General features: G+C 54.2%; 25 protein-coding genes, 2 tRNA genes and 1 other annotated feature. Of the genes, 14 read left to right on the top strand and 13 right to left on the bottom strand.

The genetic code is table 11. The features are described from left to right. Positions 1 to 56 precede the first annotated feature (56 nt). The 3 genes from rfbB (at position 57) to ugd (ending at position 3,430) form a co-directional block, all read left to right on the top strand. Complete coding sequence (gene rfbB / locus ACOTZD_RS02225) at positions 57 to 1,142, top strand: dTDP-glucose 4,6-dehydratase (RefSeq protein ID WP_174401979.1); 1,086 nt, start codon at positions 57 to 59, stop codon at positions 1,140 to 1,142. Next, positions 1,143 to 2,024 (top strand): glucose-1-phosphate thymidylyltransferase RfbA, encoded by an 882-nt coding sequence (gene rfbA, locus ACOTZD_RS02220; RefSeq protein WP_048240497.1) that lies wholly within the window; start codon positions 1,143 to 1,145, stop codon positions 2,022 to 2,024. A gap of 239 nt (positions 2,025 to 2,263) precedes the next feature. Beyond that, entirely contained in the window at positions 2,264 to 3,430 is a 1,167-nt protein-coding gene (gene ugd, locus ACOTZD_RS02215; RefSeq protein ID WP_003859477.1) for a UDP-glucose 6-dehydrogenase, read from the top strand. Positions 3,431 to 3,479: 49 nt separating this feature from the next. Here the strand turns inward: ugd and ACOTZD_RS02210 are convergent, their stop codons facing one another. Further along, the gene (locus ACOTZD_RS02210) at positions 3,480 to 4,484 is read right to left on the bottom strand and encodes an NAD-dependent epimerase (RefSeq protein WP_048240498.1); all 1,005 of its coding nucleotides are present in this window, start codon (positions 4,482 to 4,484) and stop codon (positions 3,480 to 3,482) included. Positions 4,485 to 4,677: 193 nt separating this feature from the next. Between ACOTZD_RS02210 and wzzB the strand changes: the two genes are divergently transcribed. After that, positions 4,678 to 5,658 carry an LPS O-antigen chain length determinant protein WzzB gene (gene wzzB, locus ACOTZD_RS02205; protein ID WP_174401978.1) on the top strand — a complete coding sequence of 327 codons (981 nt, stop codon included), beginning with the start codon at positions 4,678 to 4,680 and terminating at the stop codon, positions 5,656 to 5,658. A 38-nt stretch (positions 5,659 to 5,696) separates the two neighbouring features. On the opposite strand, the gene hisIE is transcribed toward wzzB, so the two are convergent. The 9 genes from hisIE to hisL form a co-directional block, all read right to left on the bottom strand. Beyond that, the gene (gene hisIE / locus ACOTZD_RS02200; protein WP_174401977.1) at positions 5,697 to 6,308 is read right to left on the bottom strand and encodes a bifunctional phosphoribosyl-AMP cyclohydrolase/phosphoribosyl-ATP diphosphatase HisIE; all 612 of its coding nucleotides are present in this window, start codon (positions 6,306 to 6,308) and stop codon (positions 5,697 to 5,699) included. Beyond that, positions 6,302 to 7,078, bottom strand: a complete 777-nt coding sequence (gene hisF, locus ACOTZD_RS02195; RefSeq protein WP_032659326.1) for an imidazole glycerol phosphate synthase subunit HisF — start codon at positions 7,076 to 7,078, stop codon at positions 6,302 to 6,304. Before hisF ends, hisIE begins: the two co-directional genes overlap by 7 nt. Further along, positions 7,060 to 7,797: a 1-(5-phosphoribosyl)-5-[(5-phosphoribosylamino)methylideneamino]imidazole-4-carboxamide isomerase gene (gene hisA, locus ACOTZD_RS02190; protein ID WP_045330397.1), complete on the bottom strand. Its 738-nt coding sequence runs from the start codon at positions 7,795 to 7,797 to the stop codon at positions 7,060 to 7,062. The genes hisF and hisA overlap by 19 nt, the downstream gene beginning before the upstream one ends. Continuing rightward, a complete protein-coding gene (hisH, locus tag ACOTZD_RS02185; protein WP_003859485.1) occupies positions 7,797 to 8,387 on the bottom strand; it encodes an imidazole glycerol phosphate synthase subunit HisH in 591 nt (196 codons plus the stop codon). Before hisH ends, hisA begins: the two co-directional genes overlap by 1 nt. Then, complete coding sequence (gene hisB / locus ACOTZD_RS02180; protein ID WP_003859487.1) at positions 8,387 to 9,454, bottom strand: bifunctional histidinol-phosphatase/imidazoleglycerol-phosphate dehydratase HisB; 1,068 nt, start codon at positions 9,452 to 9,454, stop codon at positions 8,387 to 8,389. Before hisB ends, hisH begins: the two co-directional genes overlap by 1 nt. Beyond that, on the bottom strand, positions 9,451 to 10,512 hold the full coding sequence (gene hisC, locus ACOTZD_RS02175; RefSeq protein WP_045324832.1) for a histidinol-phosphate transaminase: 1,062 nt from the start codon (positions 10,510 to 10,512) through the stop codon (positions 9,451 to 9,453). Before hisC ends, hisB begins: the two co-directional genes overlap by 4 nt. Beyond that, a complete protein-coding gene (gene hisD, locus ACOTZD_RS02170) occupies positions 10,509 to 11,813 on the bottom strand; it encodes a histidinol dehydrogenase (protein WP_174401976.1) in 1,305 nt (434 codons plus the stop codon). The genes hisC and hisD overlap by 4 nt, the downstream gene beginning before the upstream one ends. A 5-nt stretch (positions 11,814 to 11,818) precedes the next feature. Continuing rightward, the gene (gene hisG, locus ACOTZD_RS02165) at positions 11,819 to 12,718 is read right to left on the bottom strand and encodes an ATP phosphoribosyltransferase (RefSeq protein WP_003859492.1); all 900 of its coding nucleotides are present in this window, start codon (positions 12,716 to 12,718) and stop codon (positions 11,819 to 11,821) included. Positions 12,719 to 12,763: 45 nt separating this feature from the next. Then, positions 12,764 to 12,887 (bottom strand) — a sequence feature (His leader region). Beyond that, positions 12,863 to 12,913, bottom strand: a complete 51-nt coding sequence (hisL, locus tag ACOTZD_RS02160) for a his operon leader peptide (RefSeq protein WP_099516347.1) — start codon at positions 12,911 to 12,913, stop codon at positions 12,863 to 12,865. Its footprint overlaps the feature before it by 25 nt. 172 nt (positions 12,914 to 13,085) lie before the next feature. Between hisL and ACOTZD_RS02155 the strand changes: the two genes are divergently transcribed. The 4 genes from ACOTZD_RS02155 (at position 13,086) to plaP (ending at position 16,511) form a co-directional block, all read left to right on the top strand. Beyond that, positions 13,086 to 13,910: an SDR family oxidoreductase gene (locus ACOTZD_RS02155; protein ID WP_023314447.1), complete on the top strand. Its 825-nt coding sequence runs from the start codon at positions 13,086 to 13,088 to the stop codon at positions 13,908 to 13,910. Between the two features lie 41 nt (positions 13,911 to 13,951). Beyond that, a complete protein-coding gene (locus ACOTZD_RS02150; protein ID WP_023314446.1) occupies positions 13,952 to 14,881 on the top strand; it encodes a LysR substrate-binding domain-containing protein in 930 nt (309 codons plus the stop codon). A gap of 219 nt (positions 14,882 to 15,100) precedes the next feature. After that, positions 15,101 to 15,163: a membrane protein YoeI gene (yoeI, locus tag ACOTZD_RS02145; RefSeq protein WP_099458931.1), complete on the top strand. Its 63-nt coding sequence runs from the start codon at positions 15,101 to 15,103 to the stop codon at positions 15,161 to 15,163. Beyond that, positions 15,153 to 16,511, top strand: a complete 1,359-nt coding sequence (gene plaP / locus ACOTZD_RS02140; protein WP_003859499.1) for a putrescine/proton symporter PlaP — start codon at positions 15,153 to 15,155, stop codon at positions 16,509 to 16,511. The genes yoeI and plaP overlap by 11 nt, the downstream gene beginning before the upstream one ends. A 124-nt stretch (positions 16,512 to 16,635) precedes the next feature. On the opposite strand, the gene sbcB is transcribed toward plaP, so the two are convergent. Continuing rightward, complete coding sequence (gene sbcB, locus ACOTZD_RS02135; protein WP_371875505.1) at positions 16,636 to 18,072, bottom strand: exodeoxyribonuclease I; 1,437 nt, start codon at positions 18,070 to 18,072, stop codon at positions 16,636 to 16,638. Positions 18,073 to 18,263: 191 nt separating this feature from the next. Between sbcB and dacD the strand changes: the two genes are divergently transcribed. From dacD to ACOTZD_RS02115, 4 genes are all read left to right on the top strand, one after another. Then, entirely contained in the window at positions 18,264 to 19,436 is a 1,173-nt protein-coding gene (dacD, locus tag ACOTZD_RS02130; RefSeq protein ID WP_047740833.1) for a serine-type D-Ala-D-Ala carboxypeptidase DacD, read from the top strand. Between the two features lie 118 nt (positions 19,437 to 19,554). Continuing rightward, complete coding sequence (gene sbmC / locus ACOTZD_RS02125) at positions 19,555 to 20,028, top strand: DNA gyrase inhibitor SbmC (RefSeq protein ID WP_003859504.1); 474 nt, start codon at positions 19,555 to 19,557, stop codon at positions 20,026 to 20,028. Between the two features lie 91 nt (positions 20,029 to 20,119). Further along, complete coding sequence (locus tag ACOTZD_RS02120) at positions 20,120 to 21,178, top strand: FUSC family protein (RefSeq protein ID WP_003859506.1); 1,059 nt, start codon at positions 20,120 to 20,122, stop codon at positions 21,176 to 21,178. A 147-nt stretch (positions 21,179 to 21,325) separates the two neighbouring features. Continuing rightward, the gene (locus ACOTZD_RS02115; RefSeq protein WP_000450410.1) at positions 21,326 to 21,661 is read left to right on the top strand and encodes a DUF496 family protein; all 336 of its coding nucleotides are present in this window, start codon (positions 21,326 to 21,328) and stop codon (positions 21,659 to 21,661) included. 147 nt (positions 21,662 to 21,808) lie between these two features. Here the strand turns inward: ACOTZD_RS02115 and ACOTZD_RS02110 are convergent. Beyond that, positions 21,809 to 21,884, bottom strand: a tRNA-Asn gene (locus ACOTZD_RS02110). A gap of 226 nt (positions 21,885 to 22,110) precedes the next feature. Here ACOTZD_RS02110 and emmdR point away from each other — a divergent pair. Together emmdR and ACOTZD_RS02100 are read left to right on the top strand one after the other, a co-directional pair. Further along, on the top strand, positions 22,111 to 23,529 hold the full coding sequence (emmdR, locus tag ACOTZD_RS02105; RefSeq protein ID WP_023324934.1) for a multidrug efflux MATE transporter EmmdR: 1,419 nt from the start codon (positions 22,111 to 22,113) through the stop codon (positions 23,527 to 23,529). A 104-nt stretch (positions 23,530 to 23,633) separates the two neighbouring features. Continuing rightward, a tRNA-Asn gene (locus ACOTZD_RS02100) sits at positions 23,634 to 23,709 on the top strand. Positions 23,710 to 23,843: 134 nt separating this feature from the next. On the opposite strand, the gene ACOTZD_RS02095 is transcribed toward ACOTZD_RS02100, so the two are convergent. Beyond that, on the bottom strand, positions 23,844 to 25,298 hold the full coding sequence (locus tag ACOTZD_RS02095) for an AMP nucleosidase (RefSeq protein ID WP_023324933.1): 1,455 nt from the start codon (positions 25,296 to 25,298) through the stop codon (positions 23,844 to 23,846). Between the last annotated feature and the right edge of the window lie 49 nt (positions 25,299 to 25,347).

Below are 25,347 nucleotides of genomic sequence, written 5' to 3'. Positions count from 1 at the left end.
GATACCGGGCTTTTTTATCTTACCCGATCCACCTACTGTTTAATGGAATAGATTGCGTGAAAATTCTAGTTACTGGCGGTGCCGGTTTTATCGGTTCCGCGGTTATCCGACATATTATTAGCAATACTCGGGATAGCGTTGTTAACGTTGATAAATTGACCTATGCCGGTAATCTGGAATCCTTGCGTGAAGTAAGCGATAGCGAGCGCTATGTTTTTGAGCATGCCGATATATGTGATAAAGAGGCAATGGCGCGTATTTTTGCTACCCATCAGCCTGATGCGGTAATGCACCTGGCTGCCGAGAGCCATGTCGACCGTTCTATTACCGGTCCCGCTGCGTTTATTGAAACCAATATTGTTGGCACGTATAACCTGTTAGAAACGAGCCGTGCTTACTGGTCTTCACTGGACGAGGCAGCAAAATCTACCTTCCGTTTCCATCACATTTCAACTGATGAGGTTTACGGCGATCTGCCTCATCCCGATGAAAATTATGACTCTACCCCGTTACCGCTGTTTACCGAGAAAACAGCGTACCAGCCAAGCAGCCCTTACTCAGCGTCAAAAGCGTCCAGCGATCATTTAGTTCGAGCCTGGATACGCACCTATGGTTTACCTGGGGTTGTGACAAATTGTTCGAATAATTATGGCCCATACCACTTTCCTGAAAAGCTGATCCCTCTTGTTATCCTTAATGCGCTGGATAATAAACCATTGCCGATCTACGGTAAGGGCGATCAAATCCGTGACTGGTTATACGTTGAAGATCATGCTCGTGCACTGTATACGGTTCTGACCACGGGTAAGCCGGGCGAAACCTATAATATTGGCGGCCATAACGAGAAGAAAAATATTGAAGTCGTTCAGACAATTTGTGATCTGCTCAATGAAATGGTACCGAAAGAAACATCCTATCGCGCACAAATTACTTATGTCGCGGACCGACCAGGTCACGACAGACGTTATGCAATTGATGCTCATAAAATTAGCGACGAGCTCGGATGGACTCCTCTGGAAACCTTTGAAAGCGGCATCCGTAAAACGGTTGAATGGTATTTGAATAACCAGGAGTGGGTTTCGAATGTGAAAAGCGGGGCCTATAAGAGCTGGATTGAGCAGAATTATGGGGAGCGTAAGTAAATGACGAAACGTAAAGGGATTATATTAGCTGGCGGATCGGGTACACGTCTTTATCCCGTGACTATGGCCGTAAGTAAGCAATTGTTGCCAATTTACGATAAGCCAATGATCTATTATCCGCTCTCTACGCTTATGCTGGCAGGTATACGAGATATTCTGATTATCAGCACGCCTCAGGACACTCCGCGTTTTGAACAACTGCTCGGAAACGGTAGCCAGTGGGGATTGCATATCCAGTATAAAGTGCAACCAAGTCCTGATGGACTGGCACAAGCTTTTATTCTGGGTGAAGAGTTTATCGGTGAGGATAATTGTGCGCTGGTATTAGGCGATAATATTTTTTACGGACACGATCTCCCCAGACTGCTTGAAGGCGCAGCAAGCCAGCAAGAGGGTGCGACCGTATTCGCCTATCATGTCAGCGACCCGGAACGCTATGGCGTCGTTGAGTTTGATAAAGACGGTACTGCAATTGGTCTTGAGGAGAAGCCTCAGCAACCCAAGAGTAATTACGCAATAACCGGTCTTTATTTTTACGACAACGATGTGATTGAGATGGCCAAAAGTTTAACGCCGTCCGAGCGAGGTGAACTCGAAATTACCGACATCAACCGCATCTATATGCAGCAGGGACGATTGTCTGTCGCGATGATGAGACGCGGTTATGCCTGGCTGGATACCGGAACGCATCAGAGTATGATCGAGGCAAGCAATTTTATCGCCACAATTGAAGAGCGACAGGGGCTAAAAGTTTCATGTCCTGAAGAGATTGCGTTCCGACGAGGTTTTATTGATGCCGAACAACTTCGGGTACTCGCTGACCCATTGAAAAAGACAGGGTATGGTCAGTATCTGCTGAATCTGACCAAGGGATTAGTCTGATTTGACGAAGTAAGCAGTTTTCCTCTGCTTGCTATCGACTGCCCTTTAACGTCTTATTGTCGCTGTAAAACAGGTACTTTGCTTAGTGTAACGACAGAACTTTTTGTTGAGCAAAAACATTTTTCAAAAAACCTGAAACCTTGACAGCGAATGAAGGTTAGCGATAAAAAACGCTTAGTTAATCATTGTGGTGACTGTGTTATGGTCATCAAAAACTCAAACGTGTAGAAGTCAAACAAATGAAAATAACCATCTCCGGAACAGGCTATGTTGGTCTCTCAAACGGTATTCTGATTGCACAAAACCATGAAGTGGTTGCGCTGGATATCGTGCAGGCAAAAGTGGACATGCTTAACCAGAAGAAGTCCCCGATCGTCGATAAAGAGATTGAAGAGTACCTCGCGACTAAACCGCTGAACTTCCGCGCTACCACGGACAAAGAAGACGCTTACCGCGATGCGGATTTCGTCATCATCGCCACCCCAACCGACTACGATCCTAAAACCAACTACTTCAATACCTCAACCGTTGAAGCGGTGATCAAAGACGTTACGGCAATCAACCCGAACGCAGTGATGATCATCAAGTCGACAATTCCAGTGGGTTTCACCAAATCGATTAAAGAAGAGTTGGGTATTGATAATGTCTTCTTCTCGCCGGAATTTCTCCGCGAGGGCAGGGCGTTATACGATAACCTGCACCCATCCCGTATCGTGATTGGCGAGCGTTCCGAGCGCGCAGAGCGTTTTGCTGCGTTGCTTCAGGAAGGCGCAATCAAAAAAGATATTCCGGTGCTGTTCACCGATTCCACCGAGGCAGAGGCCATTAAGCTTTTCGCCAATACCTATCTGGCGATGCGCGTGGCTTACTTCAACGAACTTGACAGCTACGCAGAGAGCTTAGGTCTGAACACCCGTCAGATCATCGAGGGCGTGTGTCTTGACCCGCGTATCGGTAACCACTACAACAACCCGTCATTCGGTTACGGCGGCTACTGTCTGCCAAAAGACACCAAGCAGCTGTTGGCTAACTATCAGGCGGTGCCGAACAACCTGATTTCTGCCATTGTGGATGCCAACCGCACGCGTAAAGACTTCATCTCGGATTCTATTCTCGCTCGTCAGCCAAAAGTGGTGGGCGTGTATCGCCTGATCATGAAGAGCGGTTCCGATAACTTCCGCGCTTCTTCCATTCAGGGGATCATGAAGCGTATTAAGGCGAAGGGCGTGCAGGTCATTATTTATGAACCGGCGATGCAGGAAGATGAGTTCTTCCATTCGCGTGTGATCCGCGATCTGGATGCGTTTAAGAAAGAAGCGGATGTAATTATCTCCAACCGTATGGCGGAAGAGCTGGCGGACGTGAAAGATAAAGTCTATACCCGCGATTTGTTCGGCAGCGACTGATCAAAATCGTGATATAAAAAAACCCGGCACTGTGCCGGGTTTTTTGTTTTTAAACGTTATAGAAGTTGCGGTACCAGTCGACGAAGTTTTTCACTCCTTCTTTGACTGAGGTTTGTGGTTTAAACCCAATAACGTCATACAGCGCTTTGGTGTCCGCACTGGTCTCCAGCACGTCCCCCGGCTGGATCGGCATCATATTTTTCACCGCTTCTTTCCCCAGCGCCTCTTCAAGCGCGGTGATGTAATCCATCAGTTCGACAGGTGAGCTGTTACCGATGTTATACACGCGATACGGGGCAGAGCTGGTTGCTGGCGAACCGGCTTCGACCGTCCAGTCGGCATCGGCCTGAGGAATAACGTCCTGTAGGCGGATAATCGCCTCCGCAATATCATCGATATAGGTGAAGTCGCGCTTCATCTTGCCGTAGTTGTATACGTCGATGCTGTTGCCTTCAATCATGGCTTTGGTGAATTTGAACAGCGCCATGTCCGGTCGGCCCCATGGGCCATACACGGTAAAGAAGCGCAGGCCAGTGGTAGGCAGATTGTACAGATGCGAATAGGTATGCGACATCAGCTCGTTAGCTTTTTTGGTTGCCGCATACAGGGATACCGGATGATCCACGGAGTCGTCAGTAGAAAACGGCATCTTACGGTTGAGGCCGTAGACAGAGCTGGATGAAGCATACAGAAGGTGCTGAACCTTATTGTGGCGACAGCCTTCCAGTACGTTCAGGTGACCTACCAGGTTTGCATCTGCGTAGGCATGCGGGTTTTCCAGCGAGTAACGCACTCCCGCCTGGGCGGCAAGATGGATCACGCGGTCAAATTTCTCATTGGCGAAGAGCGCAGCCATGCCCTCGCGGTCCGCTAAATCAAGCTTGTGGAAGGTGAAACTCTCGGATTTGAGCAGTTCGAGGCGAGCGAGCTTGAGGTTAGGGTCATAGTAATCATTCAGATTATCAATCCCAACAACTTCATGCCCTGCATCAAGCAGGCGCTTGCTGACATGAGAACCGATAAAGCCCGCCGCGCCCGTTACCAGAAATTTCATAGTTTCCTCATTTAGTCTGTGTTCTTGTTGATGCCACTGGGCATCAAAGTCCATCTATGATAACGCGTTGGAATCGACATACATAACCCATCTTTCCGATATAACTCATCGGATTCTTATAGAAAAATCGCCAGCAACAGATACACTAAGGAAACAAGATTATTTTTGCCCTTTTTCATCTGTTAGGGATTGTATGACGCAAAACAACAATAGCCTGGTCACACGCAACAATGACCCGGAGCAAATTGATTTACTGGATTTAGTGCTACAGCTGTGGCGTGGTAAGTGGGTAATTGGAGCATTCGTTGCTGCTTTTATCGTTCTTGCCGTTGTTTACATCACTGTTGCTAAAGAGAAATGGACGTCATCCGCCATCATAGCCCAGCCAGATGCGGCACAAATCGCCACTTATTCCAATGCGTTGAATATCCTCTATGGTGGGGCAGCTCCATCCATGCTGGATATTCAGAATCGTGCTATTGGTCGTTTTAATTCTTCCTTCTCGGCATTAGCTCAGGCGCTGGAGAATCAGGAAGATCCGGAAAAACTGACTATTGAGCCTACCGTAAAAGGGCAAAGTTTACCTTTAACCGTAAGCTATCAGGGCGAATCCGCTGAAGCAGCTCAAAAGCAATTAGCTCAGTACATTCAGCAGGTTGACGAGCAGACAGCAAAAGAACTGACGCTTGACCTCACTGACAATCTCAAGCAGCAGATCACAACCCTGAACGACTCCCTCCAGAACCAGGAGAAAGTCGCGCAGGAGCAAAAAGATCTGCGTATTAAACAGATCACTGAGTCATTTAAGAATGCGGAAGCCGCGAAGATTACTACACCCCAGATTCAGCAAACACAGGATGTGACTCAAGAAACTATGTTCCTGTTGGGGACAGCAGCGCTGAAATCAATGATTGATAACGAAGCGTCACGTCCGCTGGTCTTCTCAGGCGCTTACTACCAAACCAAACAGAACTTACTGGATATCCAGAATCTCAACGTTAACCCAGACACTATTCACGTCTATCGTTACGTCATGAAGCCGAACCTTCCAATCCGACGCGACAGCCCGAAAATTGCTATTACCCTCATCCTTGCCGTTCTCGTCGGCGGGATCATCGGTTCTGCTGTCGTCCTTGGCCGTAACGCGCTGAGAAACTACAAGCCACGAGCCTGATTTACACACAAAAAAAGACCGGGTTTCCCCGGTCTTTTTTATTTATGCCGTTTCCGCAAATTCTCAATCACCGTCGTTAAATCCAGCTCCTGATCCTGAAGCAGTACCAGCAGGTGATACATCAAATCAGACGCTTCGTTCGTCAGCTCCTCCCGATCATGCACGGTGGCCGCCAGCGCCGTTTCAACGCCTTCCTCACCCACTTTCTGCGCAATCCGTTTGGTGCCGCTGGCGTACAGCTTCGCCGTGTATGAGCTCTCAGGATCCGCTGATTTACGCTCTGCCAGTAATTGTTCCAGCTGATAGAGGAACAGCCACTGGTGGCTCGTCTCACCGAAGCAGCTGCTGGTGCCTTTGTGGCAGGTCGGCCCAATCGGGTTGACCAGCACCAGCAGGGTGTCGTTGTCGCAGTCTGGCGTAATGCTGACCACATTCAGGAAGTGACCCGAGGTTTCCCCTTTCGTCCACAGGCGCTGTTTGGTGCGCGAGAAAAACGTCACCTTGCCGCTGTCGAGCGTTTTTGCCAGTGCCTCATGGTTCATGTATCCCAGCATCAGCACTTCGCCTGAAACGGCATGCTGTACAACCACCGGCAGTAATCCGTCAGTTTTTTCCCAGTCCAGCTGCGCCTGTTGTTGCTCTGTTAACATACCCTGATCTCCACGCCCTGGTCGGCCAGGTACGTTTTTAACTCACCAATATTGATAATCTGTTTATGGAACACGGAGGCGGCCAGCGCGCCGTCCACGTTCGCATCGCGGAAGGCTTCAAGGAAGTGTTCCATGGTGCCTGCGCCGCCGGAGGCAATCAGCGGAACCTGGCAGACCGCGCGCACTTTTTTCAGCTGCTCGAGGTCGTAACCGTTACGAACGCCGTCCTGGTTCATCATGTTCAGAACGATTTCACCCGCACCGCGTTTTTGCACTTCCTGCACCCAGTCCAGCGTCTCCCATTGGGTGACGCGCGTGCGGCTTTCATCGCCGGTGTACTGGTTAACGTGATATTTTCCCGTCGCGGTATCAAACCAGGTGTCGATCCCCACGACAATGCACTGCACGCCAAAGCGGTCCGCCAGACGCGTAATCAGCGCCGGATCTGCAAGCGCAGGGGAGTTAATCGAAATTTTGTCCGCACCGAAAGAGAGAATTTTCGCCGCATCGTCAGCAGATTTAATCCCGCCCGCTACACAGAAGGGAATATCAATCACCTCTGCCACGCGCGCCACCCAGCTTTTGTCCACCACGCGGCCATCGCTGGAGGCGGTGATATCGTAAAATACCAGTTCGTCTGCGCCTTCTTCGGCATAGCGTTTTGCCAGCGGAACGATGTCGCCAATGATCTCGTGGTTGCGGAACTGCACGCCTTTTACAACCTGACCATCACGCACGTCCAGGCAGGGAATTATCCGTTTTGCCAGCATTGAATCGCCTCCTTCACCGTAAATTTGCCTTCCAGCAGCGCGCGACCCACGATCACGCCACGTACACCGGTTCCGCGCAGAGCGGCGATATCCGCCAGGTCGCCGATACCGCCAGAGGACTGAAACGCCACCTGCGGATAACGCGCGCAAACCTCTTCATACAGCGAGACGTTAGAGCCTGCGAGCGTACCATCGCGTGAAATATCCGTGCACAGGACGTGCTTCAGCCCTACGGGGAGATACATCCCGACCAGCTCTTCCAGCGTTACGCCGGAGTTTTCCTGCCAGCCGCTGACCGCGACCTGCTTATTACCCTGCTCGTCAATGCGTACATCCAGCGCCAGCACCAGCGCATCCGCACCGAAGCGGCGGAACCAGCCCTTGACCGTCTCAGGATCTTTCACAGCGGTCGAACCGACCACCACGCGCGCCACGCCCGCGTCCAGTAAGGCGGCAACATCGGCTTCCGTACGCACGCCGCCGCCCACCTGCACCGGGACGTCCACGCCAGCCACCAGTGTTTTAAGCAGCGGGATCTGGCGCTTCGCCGGATCTTTCGCGCCGGTCAGATCGACCAGATGCAACACCTCAGCGCCCTCGGCGGCATAAGCCTGTAACCGCGGCAGCGGGTCGTTGCCGTAGTCGCGCTGCTGCCCGTAATCGCCCTGGTGGAGACGAACAACCGTGCCGTCAATTAAATCTAAAGCGGGAATTATCATCACATCTCCAGGAAATTTTTCAGCAGTTGCGCACCGGCGGCACCGGAGCGTTCCGGGTGAAACTGCACGCCGTAAAAGTTATCTTTCTGCACGGCGGCGGTGAACGCCTCGCCGTAATTGCACTGGGCGATGGTGTAGGTATTCACGGGCATGGCGTAGCTGTGGACGAAATAGAAGTACGCGCCGTCTTCAATACCCTGGAACAGCCTGTTGCCCGCCTTCGGATAAACGCGGTTCCAGCCCATGTGCGGCAGCGGCAGGCCGTGGTCGGTCATTTTCGGCACGTCTTCTTCTATAATGCCCAGCAGATCGACACCGTTGCTCTCTTCGCTGCGGCGGCCAAGCAGCTGCATGCCGAGGCAAATGCCCAGCACCGGTTGAGTACAGGCTTTGATGAGATCTACCAGCTCGCGCTCATGGATCTGATCCATCGCCGCCTGGGCGGTGCCAACCCCCGGCAGAAAGAGTTTATCTGCGCGCAGAACCACGTCCGGGTCGCGGCTCACCACCGGCTCGTAGCCGTGGCGCATAATCGCCGACTGTACGGAGTTCAGATTGGCGCATCCGGTGTCCAGAATCACCACGTTCATTACAGCACTCCTTTCGACGAGGGCAGGGCGTCACCTTCCACGCGGATCGCCTGGCGCAGGGTACGGCCAAAGGCTTTGAACAGGCTCTCGACGCGGTGGTGATCGTTTTTGCCTTTGGTTTTCAGGTGCAGCGTCAGGCCCATGGTGTAAGAAAGCGAGCGGAAGAAGTGTTCCACCATCTCGGTGCTGAGATCGCCCACGCGCTGGTAGGTGAAGTCAGCTTTATATTCCAGGTGCGGACGTCCGGAGATATCCATCGCGCAGCGCGCCAGGCACTCGTCCATCGGCAGAACAAAGCCGAAGCGGTTGATGCCGCGCTTGTCGCCGAGCGCCAGCTTCAGGGCTTCGCCCAGCGCCAGGCCGGTATCTTCCACGGTGTGGTGATCGTCGATATACAGGTCGCCCTTAACCGTGATCTCCATACGGAAGCCGCCGTGAGTGGCGATTTGATCCAGCATGTGGTCAAAGAAACCGACGCCGGTGTGGATCTTGCTGCCGCCTTCGCGGTCGAGCCAGACCTTCACGTCGATCTGCGTCTCTTTGGTGTTGCGTTCAACGTGGGAATAGCGGTCGCGTCTGGTGAGCTGCTCGCCAATCATCGCCCAGTTTAGCGTGTCGCGGTTATAGCGCAGACCCGCAATGCCCATGTTTTCCGCCAGCGTGATATCCGTGACGCGATCGCCGATCACATAGCTGTTGGCTTTATCCAGCGCCTCTTCAGCCAGATAACGTTCAACAAGCTTCAATTTTGGCTTGCGGCAGTCGCACTCGTCGGCAGGCATATGCGGGCAGATCAGCACCTCGTCGAAGGCGATGCCCTGCGAGGTCAGCACCTGCATCATCAGGTTGTGCGGGCCGTCAAAGTCCGCCTGCGGGAAGCTGTCGGTGCCCAGACCGTCCTGGTTGGTGATCATCACCAGCTTATAGCCTGCTTTCTGAAGCTTCAGCAGCACCGGGATCACGTCGGGTTCAAACGCCAGCTTGTCGAAACGATCGACCTGAAAATCGCTGGGTGGCTCCGAGATGATGGTGCCGTCACGATCGATAAAGAGATACTTCTGACTCATACTTTCTCCGCTTTCAGGGCGTCAATCACGCGCTGGCTCTCTGCACGGGTGCCGACGGTAATACGCAGGCAGCCGCTCAGGGTAGGTTGTTTATTCTGGTCTCGTAAGATAATGCCCTGATCCCACAACGATTTAAATATCGCGCTTGAGGCGGTGAAGCGCACCAGGATGTAGTTGGTTTCCGAGTCGAACACCTCTTCCACGCACGGAATCGTTTTCAGGGCATCGACAAGATACTGACGCTCTTCCAGGATCTGCGCCACACGCTCGCGCATCGCGCTGATGCCCTGCGGGGCCAGCGCCTGTGCCGCAATATCGGCAACTGGCGTCGAGAGCGGATACGGGGCGATGACTTTCAGCAGCAGGTCGATAATTGCTTTATTTGCCAGCGTAAATCCACAGCGAAGGCCGGCGAGGGCGAAGGCTTTGGAAAGGGTACGCAGCACAACGAGATGCGGATACTCTTCAAGCCAGCCTGCCAGTGTCGCCTGTGGGCAGAACTCAATGTAGGCTTCGTCGGCCACGACCAGCGCTTTGCCGCGCGTCATTTCCAGCAGAGAACGGATATCCTGCGGATTGATAATCTGCCCGGTCGGGTTGTTCGGGCTACAGACAAACACCACCTTCACGCCGTCGAGGTTATCGGCAATGCCCTGCAAATCCAGCTGCCAGTTGTCCAGCGCCTGCACGTTGCGGCAGGCCACGCCAAAGGTTTCGGCGCTGACGCTGTACATGCCGTAGGTGGGCTGGCAGTACATCACCGCGTCTTTACCCGGCTCGCAGAAGGCACGGATCAGCAGCTCAATCCCTTCATCCGCCCCACGGCTGACCAGCACCTGCTCAGGCTTTACGCCTGCATACTGCGCATAGTTCTCGATCACCGCTTTCGGCTGACACTCCGGGTAGCGGTTCAGCGTCTGCTGCGAAAGCTCAAAGGCCACCGGCGTGGGGTATTCGTTGGCATTCAGCCAGACATCGCCGTTGCCGCCAAGACGACGCGCAGACTGATAGGGCGTCAGGCGACGGACATTTTCGCGGGCTAATTCTTCGATGTTCATGCTTGCTCCTTCAGGGCGGCAACGCGCAGCGTCACGGCATTTTTGTGGGCAGTCAGACGTTCGGCGGCGGCCAGGGTTTCAATGGTCGACGCCAGCGAGGCAAACCCTTCGCGGGAGAGTTCCTGCACAGTCATGCGCTTCTGGAAATCCGCCAGCCCCAGGCTGGAGCAGGTTGAGGTATAGCCATACGTGGGCAGCACGTGGTTGGTGCCGGAGGCGTAATCCCCGGCTGATTCCGGTGACCAGTCTCCGAGGAACACTGAGCCTGCGCTGGTGATGCTGTCGACCAGATCGCGCGCGTTACGGGTCTGAATAATCAGGTGCTCAGGACCGTACTGGTTGGAGATGGCGATGCACTGGTCAAGATCGCGGGCCACAATCAGGCGGCTGGCCAATAGCGCCTGACGCGCCGTTTCCGCACGCGGCAGGTCAGCCAGCTGACGCTCAACGGCGTCGCCCACGCGTTTTGCCATGTCTGCATCTGGCGTCAGTAAAATCACCTGCGAGTCAGGGCCGTGCTCGGCCTGCGAGAGCAGGTCAGAGGCCACGAAATCTGGTGTAGCGCCGCTGTCGGCAATCACCAGCACTTCAGACGGACCGGCAGGCATATCAATCGCCGCGCCGTCCAGACGCTGGCTGACCTGACGCTTTGCTTCGGTTACGTACGCATTGCCCGGACCAAAGATTTTGTCGACCTTAGGAATGGATACTGTCCCGAACGCCAGGGCGGAAATCGCCTGCGCACCGCCCACTTTATAGATCGCCTGCACGCCGCACAGCTTCGCCGCGTACAGGATCTCGTCGGCGATCGGTGGCGGAGAGCAGAGCACAACCTTCTGACAACCGGCAATACGTGCCGGGGTGGCCAGCATCAGGACGGTCGAAAACAGCGGGGCAGAGCCGCCGGGAATATAGAGGCCGACGGACGCCACCGGGCGCGTCACCTGCTGGCAGCGCACGCCGGGCAAGGTTTCCACATCCACCGCCTGCAATTTCTGCGCTGTGTGGAAGGTATCAATATTATTCACCGCGATGGCCATCGCCTGTTTGATGTCATCACCCAGACGATTGCTGGCATCAATGATTTCCTGCTCGGTAACCTGTAAAGCGCCGACTTCCGTCTTGTCAAACTTCGCGCTGTACTCGCGCAGCGCGTCGTCTCCGCGGGCTTTGACGTTATCGAGGATCTCCGCCACGGTGCGGGTGATGCTCTCCGAAGCGGAAATTGCCGGGCGCATCAGCAGCTCGCGCTGTTGCGCGTCGCTACAGGTATTCCAGTCGATGATTGTGTTAAAGCTCATGGTCGTTACTCCATCATCTTCTCAATTGGCAGCACCAGAATGGAGCTTGCGCCCAGCGCCTTCAGTTTTTCCATGGTTTCCCAGAACAGGGTTTCGCTGCTCACCATGTGCATCGCCACGCGCTGCTGGTCGCCCGCCAGCGGCAGAATGGTTGGACGCTCAGCGCCCGGCAGCAGGGCAATCACTTCCTCCAGACGCTCGGTTGGCGCATGCATCATGATGTATTTGGATTCACGCGCCTGAATCACGCCCTGAATGCGGGTCAGCAGTTTGTCGATGAGCTGCTGTTTGGCGTCGGCCATCTCGCCGTCGCGCTGGATAAGGCACGCTTTGGAGCGGTAGATCACCTCCACTTCGCGCAGGCCGTTCGCTTCCAGCGTGGCGCCGGTGGAGACGAGGTCACAGATGGCATCGGCCAGGCCCGCACGCGGCGCCACTTCAACAGAGCCATTCAGCAGACAGGATTTAAACTGCACGCCTTTTTGATCGAGGTAACGCTTCAGCAGGTGAGGGTAAGAGGTGGCGATACGTTTGCCGTTCAGCGCGGCCGGGCCGTCCCAGGCTTCATCGACCGGCGTGGCCAGCGACAGGCGGCAGCCGCCAAAGTCCAGACGACGCAGGGTAAAGTAGCGCGGATCTTCGCCCTGCGCTCGGCGGGTTAATAACTCTTCTTCCAGTACGTTTTCGCCGATGATGCCGAGATCAACGACGCCATCCATCACCAGGCCCGGGATATCGTCATCACGTACGCGCAGAATGTCGATCGGCATATTTTCAGCCAGGGCGATGAGGCGCTGGGTGTGCAGGTTGATTTTAATCCCGCAGCGGGCCAGCAGTTCGCGTGAATCGTCGCTTAAACGGCCTGATTTTTGAATAGCTATGCGTAAACGTGAGTTATCTAACATTCTGTGTTCCTCGTTAACCTGTTTTAACCTGTCTGAATGCGGTCCAAAAAAAAGCCCCCGGAAGAAGATCTTCCGGGGGCTTTTTCATGCGTTCATGCACCACTGGAAGATCCAAACGTCTTCCAGCACACATCGCCTGAAAGACTAGTCAGGATGATGGTGATGATGGTGGTTTTTAAAAGGAACGCGTGTCATATAAATTCTCGTTGAATGCTTATGCATTTGATGTCTTTTAACCTAAACCAGTTGTACGCCATAAAGCAAGGGCTTTTTTTGATCATTAATTCATTTCATATTGATGGTATGAATTGTGCGTTCCACCAGGCTGGCGTAGCCTTATAACAGGCATCGTTAAGCGGAGAATGTAATGAAAAAGGTCGCGATTGTCGGGTTAGGATGGTTAGGAATGCCACTGGCGATGTCATTAGCCGCGAAAGGCTGGCAGGTGACAGGGAGTAAGACCACCCGAGATGGGGTTGAAGCGGCACGCATGTGCGGCATTGATGGTGTCGAGCTGCGTCTCGAACCCGAGCTTATCTGCGATACCGACGAGCTGGATGAACTGATGAATGTGGACGCGCTGGTCATTACCTTACCGGCGCGGCGCAGCGGCCCGGGCGAGACGTTTTACTTGCAGGCGGTGCAGGAGATTGTCGACAGCGCCCTGGCGCACCATATCCCGCGCATCATTTTCACCAGCTCCACCTCCGTCTATGGCGATATCGACGGTACGGCGAAAGAAAACACCGAGCGCCGTCCGGTGACCGCCAGCGGCCGGGTGCTGAAAGAGCTGGAAGACTGGCTGCACAATCTGCCTGGCACGCAGGTGGATATTTTACGCCTCGCCGGGCTGGTGGGGCCGGGGCGTCATCCGGGACGCTTCTTTGCCGGTAAATCCGCGCCGGATGGCCAGCACGGCGTTAACCTTGTACACCTTGAAGATGTTATCGGTGCAATAGAGCTGCTTTTACAGGCTCCGAAAGGGGGGCACATCTATAATATATGTGCGCCTTCGCATCCGCCGCGTAGTACCTTTTATCCGCTGATGGCGCGCCAGCTTGGCCTGGCGCCGCCGGTATTCAGTGATGCGCAGGGGGAGCGCAAAGGCAAAATTATTGATGGCAATCGTATTTGCCATGAACTGGGATTTGAATATCAGTATCCCGATCCGCTGGTAATGCCCATGGAATAATTGCGCCGGCGGAGACAATCGCACACCGCAAGGGGGCGAAGATGAAACCGCTGCTGGATGTTCTTGTTATTCTGGATGCGCTGGAAAAAGAGGGGAGCTTTGCCGCCGCCTCGGCGAAGCTCTATAAAACCCCTTCGGCTCTGAGCTACACCGTGCAAAAGCTCGAGAGCGATCTTAATATCCAAATCCTTGACCGCACCGGGCATCGCGCGCGTTTCACCCGTACAGGGCAGATGCTGCTGGAAAAAGGGCGTGACGTGCTGCATACGGTTCGCGAGCTGGAAAAACAGGCCGTTAAGCTTCACCAGGGCTGGGAAAATGAGCTGGTGATTGGGGTTGATGATACATTCCCTTTCTCCCTGCTTACCCCGCTTATTGAGGCGTTCTATCAGCGCCACAGCGTCACGCGGTTGGTTTTTATCAATGGCGTGCTGGGCGGTTCCTGGGAGGCCCTGACGCAGGGCAGGGCGGATATCATCGTTGGCGCGCTGCATGAGCCTCCCCAGTTGAGCGAATTTGGTTTTGCGCGGCTGGGTGTTCTGGAGCAGGTTTTTGCCGTTGCGCCTCATCACCCGCTGGCGAATGAACCGGAGCCGGTTACCCGACGCGTCATTAAAAACTATCGTGCCATTGTGGTTGGAGACAGTTCTCGCCCCGAGTGCGGTATTTCATCGCAGCTGCTGGATGAGCAGGAGGCCATCACCGTTTTTGATTTTAAAACCAAGCTGGAGCTGCAAATAAGCGGCCTGGGGTGCGGTTACCTTCCCCGTTATTTAGCGCAGCGGTTTATTGACAGCGGAGCGCTGGTGGAAAAACAAGTTTTAGCGCAGAGCAGTAACGAATCGGTATGGGTGGGCTGGAATGAACAGACCGCCGGCCTTGCCAGCGCCTGGTGGCGAGACGAAATTTTAGCAAATAGTGCTATCGCGACAGTTTACACTCAGGCAGATGATGGTAAATCAACCAGTTAGAAAAATTATTTTATGGGCAGGTTTCTCAATGTATTGCCTTTTGTATCTTGAATAGGGCAAAATGCCGCCGCTGCAAACAAATAAATAATCGACGATATAAAAGGCGTCGGTTATTTTTTTTTGCATGTACGAAACGAAACTAAAAACCAAGAGGCCGGGCTTCGTACCGGATAGATACTTACTAAAATCCGACAGTTGTTGTCGCTGAGGAAGAAAGAAATGGGGCAATTTTTCGCTTACGTGGCGGTTATCACCGTAAAGGAGAATAACTATGTCGCATAACGCAACTCCAAACACCTCTCGCGTGGAATTACGTAAAACGCTTACGTTGATTCCGGTTGTCATGATGGGCCTTGCCTATATGCAACCGATGACGCTGTTCGATACATTCGGTATCGTTTCAGGCCTCACGGACGGTCATGTGCCGACGGCTTACGGCTTTGCACTGATTGCGATCCTCTTTACCGCGCTCAGCTACGGTAAACTGGTGCGCCGTTATCCGTCTGCCGGTTCCGCCTACACCTATGCCCAGAAATCCATCAGCCCGACGGTAGGCTTTATGGTGGGCTGGTCTTCGCTGCTCGACTATCTGTTCGCGCCGATGATCAACATTCTGCTGGCAAAAATTTATTTTGAAGCGCTGGTGCCATCGATTCCATCCTGGATGTTCGTCGTGGCGCTGGTGGCCTTTATGACGGCCTTCAACCTTCGCAGCATCAAGTCCGTTGCCAACTTTAACTCCGTTATCGTTGTGCTTCAGGTTGTACTGATTGCCGTGATCCTCGGCATGGTGATTTACGGTGTGTTCCACGGTGAAGGCGCGGGCACTCTGGCGAGCAGCAAGCCGTTCTGGTCTGGTGATGCGCATGTGATCCCGATGATTACCGGGGCGACGATTCTGTGCTTCTCCTTTACCGGTTTTGACGGTATCAGCAACCTGTCTGAAGAAACGAAAGATGCAGAGCGCGTAATTCCGCGTGCAATCTTCCTGACGGCGCTGATTGGTGGCCTGATCTTTATTTTCTCGACCTATTTCCTCCAGCTGTACTTCCCGGATATCTCTCGCTTCAAAGATCCGGATGCTTCTCAGCCGGAAATTATGCTCTATGTGGCGGGTAAAGCGTTCCAGGTCGGCGCGCTGATCTTCTCCACCATCACCGTACTGGCGTCCGGTATGGCCGCGCATGCAGGCGTTGCGCGTCTGATGTACGTTATGGGCCGCGATGGCGTATTCCCGAAAAGCTTCTTCGGCTACGTGCATCCAACATGGCGTACCCCGGCGATGAACATCATTCTGGTCGGTGCGATCGCGCTTCTGGCGATTAACTTTGACCTGGTGATGGCAACGGCGCTGATTAACTTTGGTGCGCTGGTGGCGTTTACCTTTGTTAACCTGTCGGTGATCTCTCAGTTCTGGATCCGTGAAAAGCGTAACAAGACGCTGAAAGACCACTTCCAGTATCTGTTCCTGCCGATGTGTGGTGCTATGACCGTGGGCGCGCTGTGGGTTAACCTGGAAGAGAGCTCAATGGTGCTTGGCCTGATTTGGGCAGGTATCGGCCTGGTTTACCTGGCCTGTGTGACGAAGAGCTTCCGCAACCCGGTTCCTCAGTACGAAGACGTCGCGTAAGACTGCGTCGGGTGGCGGCTACGTCTTACCCGACCTAAATACCCCGCAGGCCCGCGTAAGCGAAGCGCCATCGGGCAAAAAAAAAAGCCGGAGACATCGCCTCCGGCTTTTTTGTACCCGCTATTCAGACAATCTCTTGCGCATACTGGAACAGCGCTTTCAGCAGCGCCTGCTTCTCAGCATTCCCTTCATGCTGACCGTAAAGCATCTCCAGCTCCTGGGCGTAGCTATTAAGAAACTCCGGCGTAAACACGTTGCGCCGATGCTGTAACCAGCGCTCCTGCTCTGCTTCATCCAGCGTGCCGGGATAGTTGCGCGCGCGATAATTAAACATCAGCTTCTCAATGCGCTTATCTGCGAAGGTGATATCCAGCGCGGGCAGGTTACGCGGGTCGGTTTGCAGCACGATATTCATCGCCGCGCGATCGGCGTCGCTGAAGAAGCCGTTATAAAGCTGCGCATCCACATTCTCAGACGGCACGAACGGCTCTGCTTCGGCAAAAATGGCGACGACTTTCTCGCGCACCTGCGGGTTGTCGCGCAGCACTTTCAGGTTATCGAGGCAGTGCTGACGGTTAATCCCCAGCCGGTCGGCGTCTTCCGGGCGTAGCGTGTTGGCCTGCGCCAGCACCGGGCACTTATTAATGTGCACCAGTTTTACCGGTACGGCTGGCAGGTCACCCAGCGCCTCTTTCGGCGTATAGAGCCGTTCACGTAAGGTGTCGCTGTCGAGCTCAAGCAGCGGGGAGATATCTCCGGCAAGATCCACCATGATGACGGCGTTACGGTTGTCCGGATGCCAGGCAAGCGGCGCCACCCAGCTTGTGTTCCCGCGCCACGCGCCGAACATCCCTGAAATATGCACCAGCGGTTTCATCTGCGGCACGTCAATCAGTGTCATCAGCTTTTGCTTGCTGCGATGGCTCAACAGATACTCAAACAGGCGCGGCTGCGCGGTTTTTACAAGTTTCGCCATAGCGATGGTCGCGTAAACGTCTGCCATCGCGTCGTGGGCATTGCTGTGCTCAATGCCGTTGGCCCGCGTCAGGTGCTCGAGCCTGAAGCTCGGCAAGCCGTCGTCGTTCTCCGGCCAGTTAATCCCCTCCGGGCGCAGCGCATAGCAGGCGCGCATGATATCCAGCAAATCCCAGCGTGAATTACGGTTCTGCCAGCTCCAGGCATACGGATCGTAGAAGTTGCGGTAGAAGATATTGCGCGTCACTTCATCGTCAAAACGGATATTGTTGTAACCCACCACGCAGGTATTGGGCACCGTGAACAGGTCGTGGATGCGACGGGCAAATTCTGCTTCGCTAACGCCTTTATCCCGCGCTTCCTGAGGCGTGATGCCCGTCACCATCACCGCGCCCGGCTGCGGCAGATAGTCATCGGCGGGTTTACAGTAAAACACCTCGGGTTCGCCAATGACGTTAAATTCGTCATCGGTACGGATAGCCGCAAACTGCGCCGGTCGGTCCAGCGCCGGATGGGTGCCAAAGGTTTCGTAATCGTGGAACAAAAAAGTCGGGCGCGCGGCAGAGTCAGACACCAGTAATCTCATCCTGTTAAAAGTTGACGTCTCTATGGTAAACGATTGGGGTGAGCAGTCCGAACAAAAAGCACCGTCAGGCAAGAAATTTGCTAGATTTGTTCCGAAAAAATCTGCGTGCTGTCACATTTTTTTGCAATTAAGGCAGGTAACGACATCAGAACTCCCGTAAAAAGGTCATCGATTTTTACTGACCTGAGGATATACCGTTGAAACGCCGTCTGTTTATTGCTGTTTCTTTACTCGCTTCGAGTATTTCATCCGCGCTGGCTGCCGAGCCGCTGGATTTTTCACCTCAGCCGCCTGCCATCCAGGCTGGCTCCTGGGTATTGATGGATTACACCACGGGTCAAATCTTAACGGCGGGCAACGAACATCAGCAGCGCAATCCGGCGAGCCTGACCAAACTGATGACGGGGTACGTTGTCGATCGCGCCATTGATAGCCACCGCATCAGCCCCGATGACATTGTGACGGTCGGACGTGACGCCTGGGCAAAAGGCAATCCGGTCTTTGACGGTTCGTCGCTGATGTTTCTGAAGGAGGGCGATCGGGTTTCCGTGCGCGATCTCAGCCGCGGCCTGATTGTTGATTCCGGCAATGATGCCTGCGTGGCGCTGGCGGATCACGTGGCGGGCGGTCAGCCGCAGTTCGTCAGGATGATGAATGACTATGTTGAAAAGCTGAACCTGCGCGATACCCACTTCGAAACCGTACACGGGCTGGATGCACCGGGTCAGCACAGCTCCGCCTACGATCTCGCCGTGCTTTCACGGGCCATCATTCACGGCGAGCCTGAGTTCTACCACATGTACAGCGAGAAGAGCCTGACCTGGAACGGCATCACCCAGCAGAACCGCAACGGCCTGCTGTGGGATAAGACCATGAACGTGGATGGTCTGAAAACGGGACACACCTCGGGCGCGGGCTTTAACCTGATTGCCTCAGCGGTGGACGGTCAGCGTCGACTGATTGCGGTGGTGATGGGTGCAGACAGCCCGAAAGGACGTGAAGATCAGGCGCGCAAGCTGCTGCACTGGGGACAGCAAAATTTTGATACGGTGCAGATCCTGCATAACGGTAAAAAAGTGGGAACCGAGCGCATCTGGTACGGCGATAAAGAGCAGATCGCGCTGGGCACGGATCAGGACTTCTGGCTGGCATTACCCAAATCGGAAGTGCCGAACATCAAGGCGAAATACGTGATGGATAAAAAAGAGCTGGAAGCGCCGATCGCCGCGCATCAGCGGGTAGGGGAGATCCAGCTGTACGATCGTGACAAGGTGGTCGCGCACTGGCCATTGGTTACGCTGGAAAGCGTTGAAAAGGGTGGGCTTTTCTCCCGTCTTGGCGATTATCTGCATCATAAACTCTGACCTTTTCGGGCAGACTGGCAGTGTTGCGAGTCTGCTCACATAATAAACACTCCTGGATTGCCGATAATCTCGATTCTGCTTTACAGTGTATATATATACAGTAATAAACGGAGGCAGCATGGACTACAGCATCAGGCAGCTACAGAAACGTACGATTGCAGGCTTTCATCTCGTGGGGCCGTGGGAAAAGACGGTCAAGCAGGGATTTGAACAGCTGGTCATGTGGGTAGATGGTCGTCATATTCAGCCGCAGGAGTGGGTGGCCGTTTATTATGACAATCCGGATGACGTGCCGGCAGAAAAGCTCCGCTGCGTTACCGCCGTAACGGTAGTAGACGATTTCACTATTCCTGAAAACAGCGAAGGGGTGATGATGACCGAAATTGCTGCCGGAGAGTATGCTATTGCTGCCGCGCGCGTCGAAAATCATGATTTCGCCACGCCGTGGTATCAGTTCTTCAACTCCCTTCTGGAAGACAGCAAATTCCAGATTGCAGCAAAACCCTGCTTCGAACGCTATCTGAACGATGGCAATGCTGACGGCTACTGGGATATTGAGATGTTTGTACCGGTAGAGCACAAAGTGGGATAATCCTGCGAAACGCAGGGTTTTTCAGCCGGGCGCGATCCACCCGGCTGAAAACACAGTACAATTGTGGTTTGCCGTAGAGCTGGAGACGGGTGTGCGCCCCGACAAGTCATTAACCCCTTTTGAAATTCGGTTATACAAACATTATCGCGTGGTGCACGGTTGCCGCATTGCGCTGGCGTTTGTGTTGACCTTCGTACTGGTTCGTTTGCTGGATATCCCGGAAGGGACGTGGCCGCTGATCACGCTGGTGGTGGTGATGGGGCCGATCTCATTCTGGGGGAACGTGGTCCCGCGCGCTTTCGAACGCATAGGCGGCACCGTTTTAGGCTCAGCGCTTGGGCTTATCGCCCTGAAGCTGGAGCTGATTTCATTTCCGTTCATGTTGCTGTGGTGCGCGGTGGCGATGTTTCTTTGCGGATGGCTGGCCCTCGGCAAGAAACCGTATCAGGCGCTGCTGATTGGCATTACGCTCGCGGTTGTGGTCGGCGCACCTGCGGGCGATATGACCACCGCATTGTGGCGAAGCGGGGACGTGATCCTCGGCTCGTTGCTCGCCATGCTGTTTACCGGCATCTGGCCGCAGCGCGCCTTCCTGCACTGGCGCATTCAGATGGCAAACTACGTCACGGCATTTAACCGGGTCTACCAGGCCGGGTTTTCGCCGAATCTGATTGAGCGTCCGCGGCTGGAAAAGCATCTGCAAAAAATCCTCAATGATGTGGTCAAAATGCGCGGGTTAATTACGCCAGCAAGCAAAGAAACCCATATCCAGAAAGCCATCTTTGAAGCTATTCAGACGGTCAGCCGTAATCTGGTCTGTATGCTTGAACTGCAAATCAATGCCCACTGGGCCTCACGCCCCAGCCATCTTCTGATGCTCAACGCGCATACGCTGAAAGAGACGCAGCAGATGACGCAACAAACCCTGCTGACCATCGCTCATGCGCTCTATGAAGGTAACCCGCAGCCAATACGGGCGAACAGCGAGCGGCTGAACGAAATCGTCGCCGAGCTCAAACAGCTGATGAATGAGCGCCAGGGCGACAATGTGGCGGAAACGCCCATCCATGGTTATGTCTGGCTGAGTATGGAGCTGGCGCGGCAGCTGGAGTTGTTATCGCAGCTGATTTGCCGGGCTCTGCGCAAATAAAAAGCGTATGTGATGCCTGCTGCTTCGATTCAGCAACAATTAGGGTTATGATGGTTTTAAACGATATACTCATTGTCATTCGCAGCCGCTGTCTGTTAAAACGGTTGCTTTAACGAATCCGAATCTCACATTATCAGGGGTGTAAAAATGGAAACTACCAAGCCTTCGTTCCAGGATGTTCTGGAGTTCGTCCGCCTGTTCCGCCGCAAAAACAAGCTACAGCGCGAAATCCAGGACGTAGAGAAGAAGATCCGTGACAACCAGAAACGTGTCCTGCTGCTGGACAACCTGAGCGACTACATCAAGCCAGGTATGAGCGTTGAAGCTATTCAGGGCATCATCGCCAGCATGAAGAGCGATTATGAAGATCGCGTTGATGACTACATCATCAAAAACGCTGAGCTGTCCAAAGAGCGTCGCGACATCTCCAAGAAGCTGAAAGTGATGGGCGAAATCAAAAACGTCGACGCGAAAGGCGAGTAATCGCACACTCTGTTGCCCGGTGGCGCTGCGCTTACCGGGCCTACAGGACTGTTATCACGTAGGTCGGGTAAGGCGAAGCCGCCACCCGAAAATTTTACCGAACGCAAAAAAGCAAAAAGCCTGCTCTAAAAGCAGGCTTTTTAAATTTGGCTCCTCTGACTGGACTCGAACCAGTGACATACGGATTAACAGTCCGCCGTTCTACCGACTGAACTACAGAGGAATCGTTGTGGAGGCTTATCTTAGCGGCGAAAAAACTTTTGTCAAACCTGATCTCAGGCAAAAGCGTTTGTTTGATGATTCTGTCGTCATTTTGTTGTAAATCCAAACATAATTTTATGGAAAATACTTTGCAGGATACGCATTTCTGCCCCATCATTTGAAATGGAGTTTCAACTTTCTCGCTAAGGTCCATTTTGAACGTCACCGCACCCCTACGCCAGGCGATTATGCGCACGCCCTGGTATGCAAAACGTAAGAGTTATCGAGTTCTCTTCTGGCGTGAAATCACCCCCCTTGCTGTGCCTATTTTCCTGGAGAATACCTGCGTCCTGTTGATGGGCGTGCTGAGCACATTCCTGGTGAGCTGGCTCGGTAAAGAAGCTATGGCCGGGGTAGGGCTGGCGGATAGTTTCAATATGGTGGTGATGTCCTTCTTTGCCGCTATCGATCTCGGTACGACGGTGGTGGTGGCGTTTAGCCTGGGTAAGCTCGATCCGAAGCGTGCCCGCGAAGCGGCCAGACAGTCGCTGATGATCATGACCCTCTTTTCGATCATCCTTGCGGCGGTTATCCATTATTACGGCAAAGAAATTATCGACTTTGTCGCGGGAGAAGCGACCAGTGAGGTGAAGGATCTGGCTCTCACCTACCTGGAAATGACGGTGCTGAGTTATCCGGCGGCTGCCATCGCGCTGATTGGTAGCGGTGCGCTTCGTGGAGCAGGGAATACCAAAATCCCGCTGCTGATCAACGGCGGCATGAACATCCTGAACATCATTATCAGCAGCGTTTTGATTTATGGCGTCTTTTCCTGGGAGGGGCTGGGCTTTGTCGGCGCGGGTTTAGGACTGACCATTTCCCGCTATATTGGTGCGGCGGCGATAATCGGCGTACTGATGGCGGGAATTACGCCATCGCTGCGCCTGACGCTGAAAAGTTATTTCCGTCCGCTTAACTTCGCCATTATCTGGGAAGTGATGGGGATCGGGATTCCGGCCAGCATCGAATCCGTGTTGTTTAACGGCGGGAAACTGCTGACGCAGATGTTTGTTGCCGGGATGGGAACAGACGTCATCGCCGGCAACTTTATTGCCTTCTCCATTGCCTCACTCATTAACCTGCCGGGAAACGCGCTGGGGTCGGCGTCGACGATCATCACCGGCAGACGTCTCGGAAAGGGGCAGATAGGGCAGGCGGAACGGCAGCTTCGGCATGTCTTCTGGCTTTCAACCATTGGACTGACGGCGATTGCGTGGGGAACTGCGCCTTTTGCCGGGCTGATGGCCTCGTTCTATACGCATGAAAATGACGTGAAAGAGGTCGTGAAGGTGCTCATTTGGCTCAACGCGGCGTTTATGCCAATCTGGGCCGCGTCCTGGGTACTTCCTGCCGGGCTGAAAGGGGCGCGCGATGCCCGGTTTGCGATGTGGGTCTCCATGCTCGGCATGTGGGGCTGTCGCGTCGTGGCGGGCTACACGCTGGGGGTAATGTTAGGTATGGGCGTTGTCGGCGTCTGGCTGGGGATGTTCCTTGACTGGGCCGTGCGCGGCGCGCTGTTCTACTGGCGCATGGTGAGCGGGCGCTGGCTGTGGAAATATCCGCGAAAAAAACCGGAGCAGGAGGTTTCGGAAACGGCAAGTGCCTGACAAATGTGCGAAGTGGAGAATAAATCGGCAAACGATTGAAAATCTGCATTCACCCTTTGACATCCTCAGGGCGCATCGATAATATGCGCCCCTGTTCACACGATTCCTCTGTAGTTCAGTCGGTAGAACGGCGGACTGTTAATCCGTATGTCACTGGTTCGAGTCCAGTCAGAGGAGCCAAATTTAAAAAGCCTGCTTTTAAAGCAGGCTTTTTGCTTTTCTGCGTTCGGTAAAATTGTCGGGTGGCGGCTTCGCCTTACCCGGTCTACGAAATCCCAGGCCGGGTGAGTGGTATGCGTGATGTGTCCTTGTTATCAGCGGAACGGTGGCTCATTGAAGGTGCGCAGCTTGCGGGAATGCAGTTTGTCGCCCTCTGCACGCAGTAAATCGATGGCGCGAATACCAATCTGAAGGTGCTCTGAGATCGCCCCTTCGTAAAAACGGTTCGCCTGGCCCGGCAGTTTGATCTCGCCGTGCAGCGGTTTATCGGACACGCACAGCAGCGTGCCGTAAGGGACGCGGAAGCGGTAGCCCTGCGCGGCAATGGTGGCGCTTTCCATATCGATTGCGACCGCACGGCTAAGATTGAAACGCAGGGCGGAGGCGGAATAGCGCAGCTCCCAGTTACGATCGTCGGTGGTAACGACCGTACCGGTACGCAGGCGCTGCTTCACCTCTTCACCCGGCATGCCGCTCACCTCTTTGGTGGCGTCGTACAGGGCGCGCTGCACTTCCGCGATACTCGGGATAGGAATATCCGGCGGCAGAACCGCGTCAAGAACATGGTCGTCACGCAGATAAGCGTGGGCGAGGACGTAATCGCCAATCAGCTGGCTTTCACGCAGGCCGCCGCAGTGGCCGATCATCAGCCAGACGTCCGGGCGCAGTACCGCCAGATGGTCGCAGATGGTTTTCGCATTCGACGGGCCAACGCCGATGTTAATCAGCGTAATGCCCTGACCGTCGGCGGTGATCAGGTGCCAGGCTGGCATCTGGTGCTTTTTCCACGCCAGGTCGGAGATGGCCTCTTCCGGTGCTTCGGTTTCGGCGGTGATCCAGATCCCGCCCGCGCAGGAGAGGGCGACGTAAGGGCTGTCCGGGTCGAGGATCTGGCTACAGCCCCAGCGGACAAATTCGTCTACATAGCGGGTGTAGTTGGTAAACAGCACGAACGGCTGGAAATGTTCGGCTGGCGTGCCGGTGTAGTGGCGCAGGCGTGCCAGCGAGAAATCGACACGGCGGGCATCAAAGTGCGACAGGGGTGAAAACTCTGCCGGGTGATAGATCCCGTCCGCCGTCTCATCGCCAATCTGCGACAGCTCAGTGGTCGGGAAATGACGGGTCAGCCCTGCGCTCATGGAGCGATCCAGCGTCAGCGCTGAGCCGTCTATCACGTACGGGTAAGGGATCTCGTGCAGGGACGGCTCAACGCTGATATGCGCGCCGTAATCCTGATACAGCAGGGTAAGCTGCTCTTCCAGGTAGGGGCGGAACAGCGCAGGTCGCGTGATGGTTGTGCTGTAACAGCCGGAGTGGGTGAAACGCGCATAGGCGCGGGTTTTCGGATTGCTGCTGGCGCTACCGTCCCAGGTGACAGAGAGCGATGGATAAACAAAAAGGCCCTGGGTTCTGGCCTTTTCATCGGGAAGTTTCCCTGTTTCGATATAGTCACTGATGGCGCTGCGCAGTGCATTGACGGACTGTTCATACAGCGCGTCGAGTTTTTCCAGTGCCTGAGCCGGGGTCAGGCTGGAGCCCTTATTATTCATGTCTGTCTCCTTGTTCCACAGGTGTGCGGCTATACCCGATAGTATGTCA

It is taken from the genome of Enterobacter cloacae complex sp. SHL022 (assembly GCF_049237785.1).
Taxonomy (GTDB): Bacteria; Pseudomonadota; Gammaproteobacteria; order Enterobacterales; family Enterobacteriaceae; genus Enterobacter; species Enterobacter hormaechei_C.
This window is presented reverse-complemented; position numbering and strand designations above follow the sequence as displayed.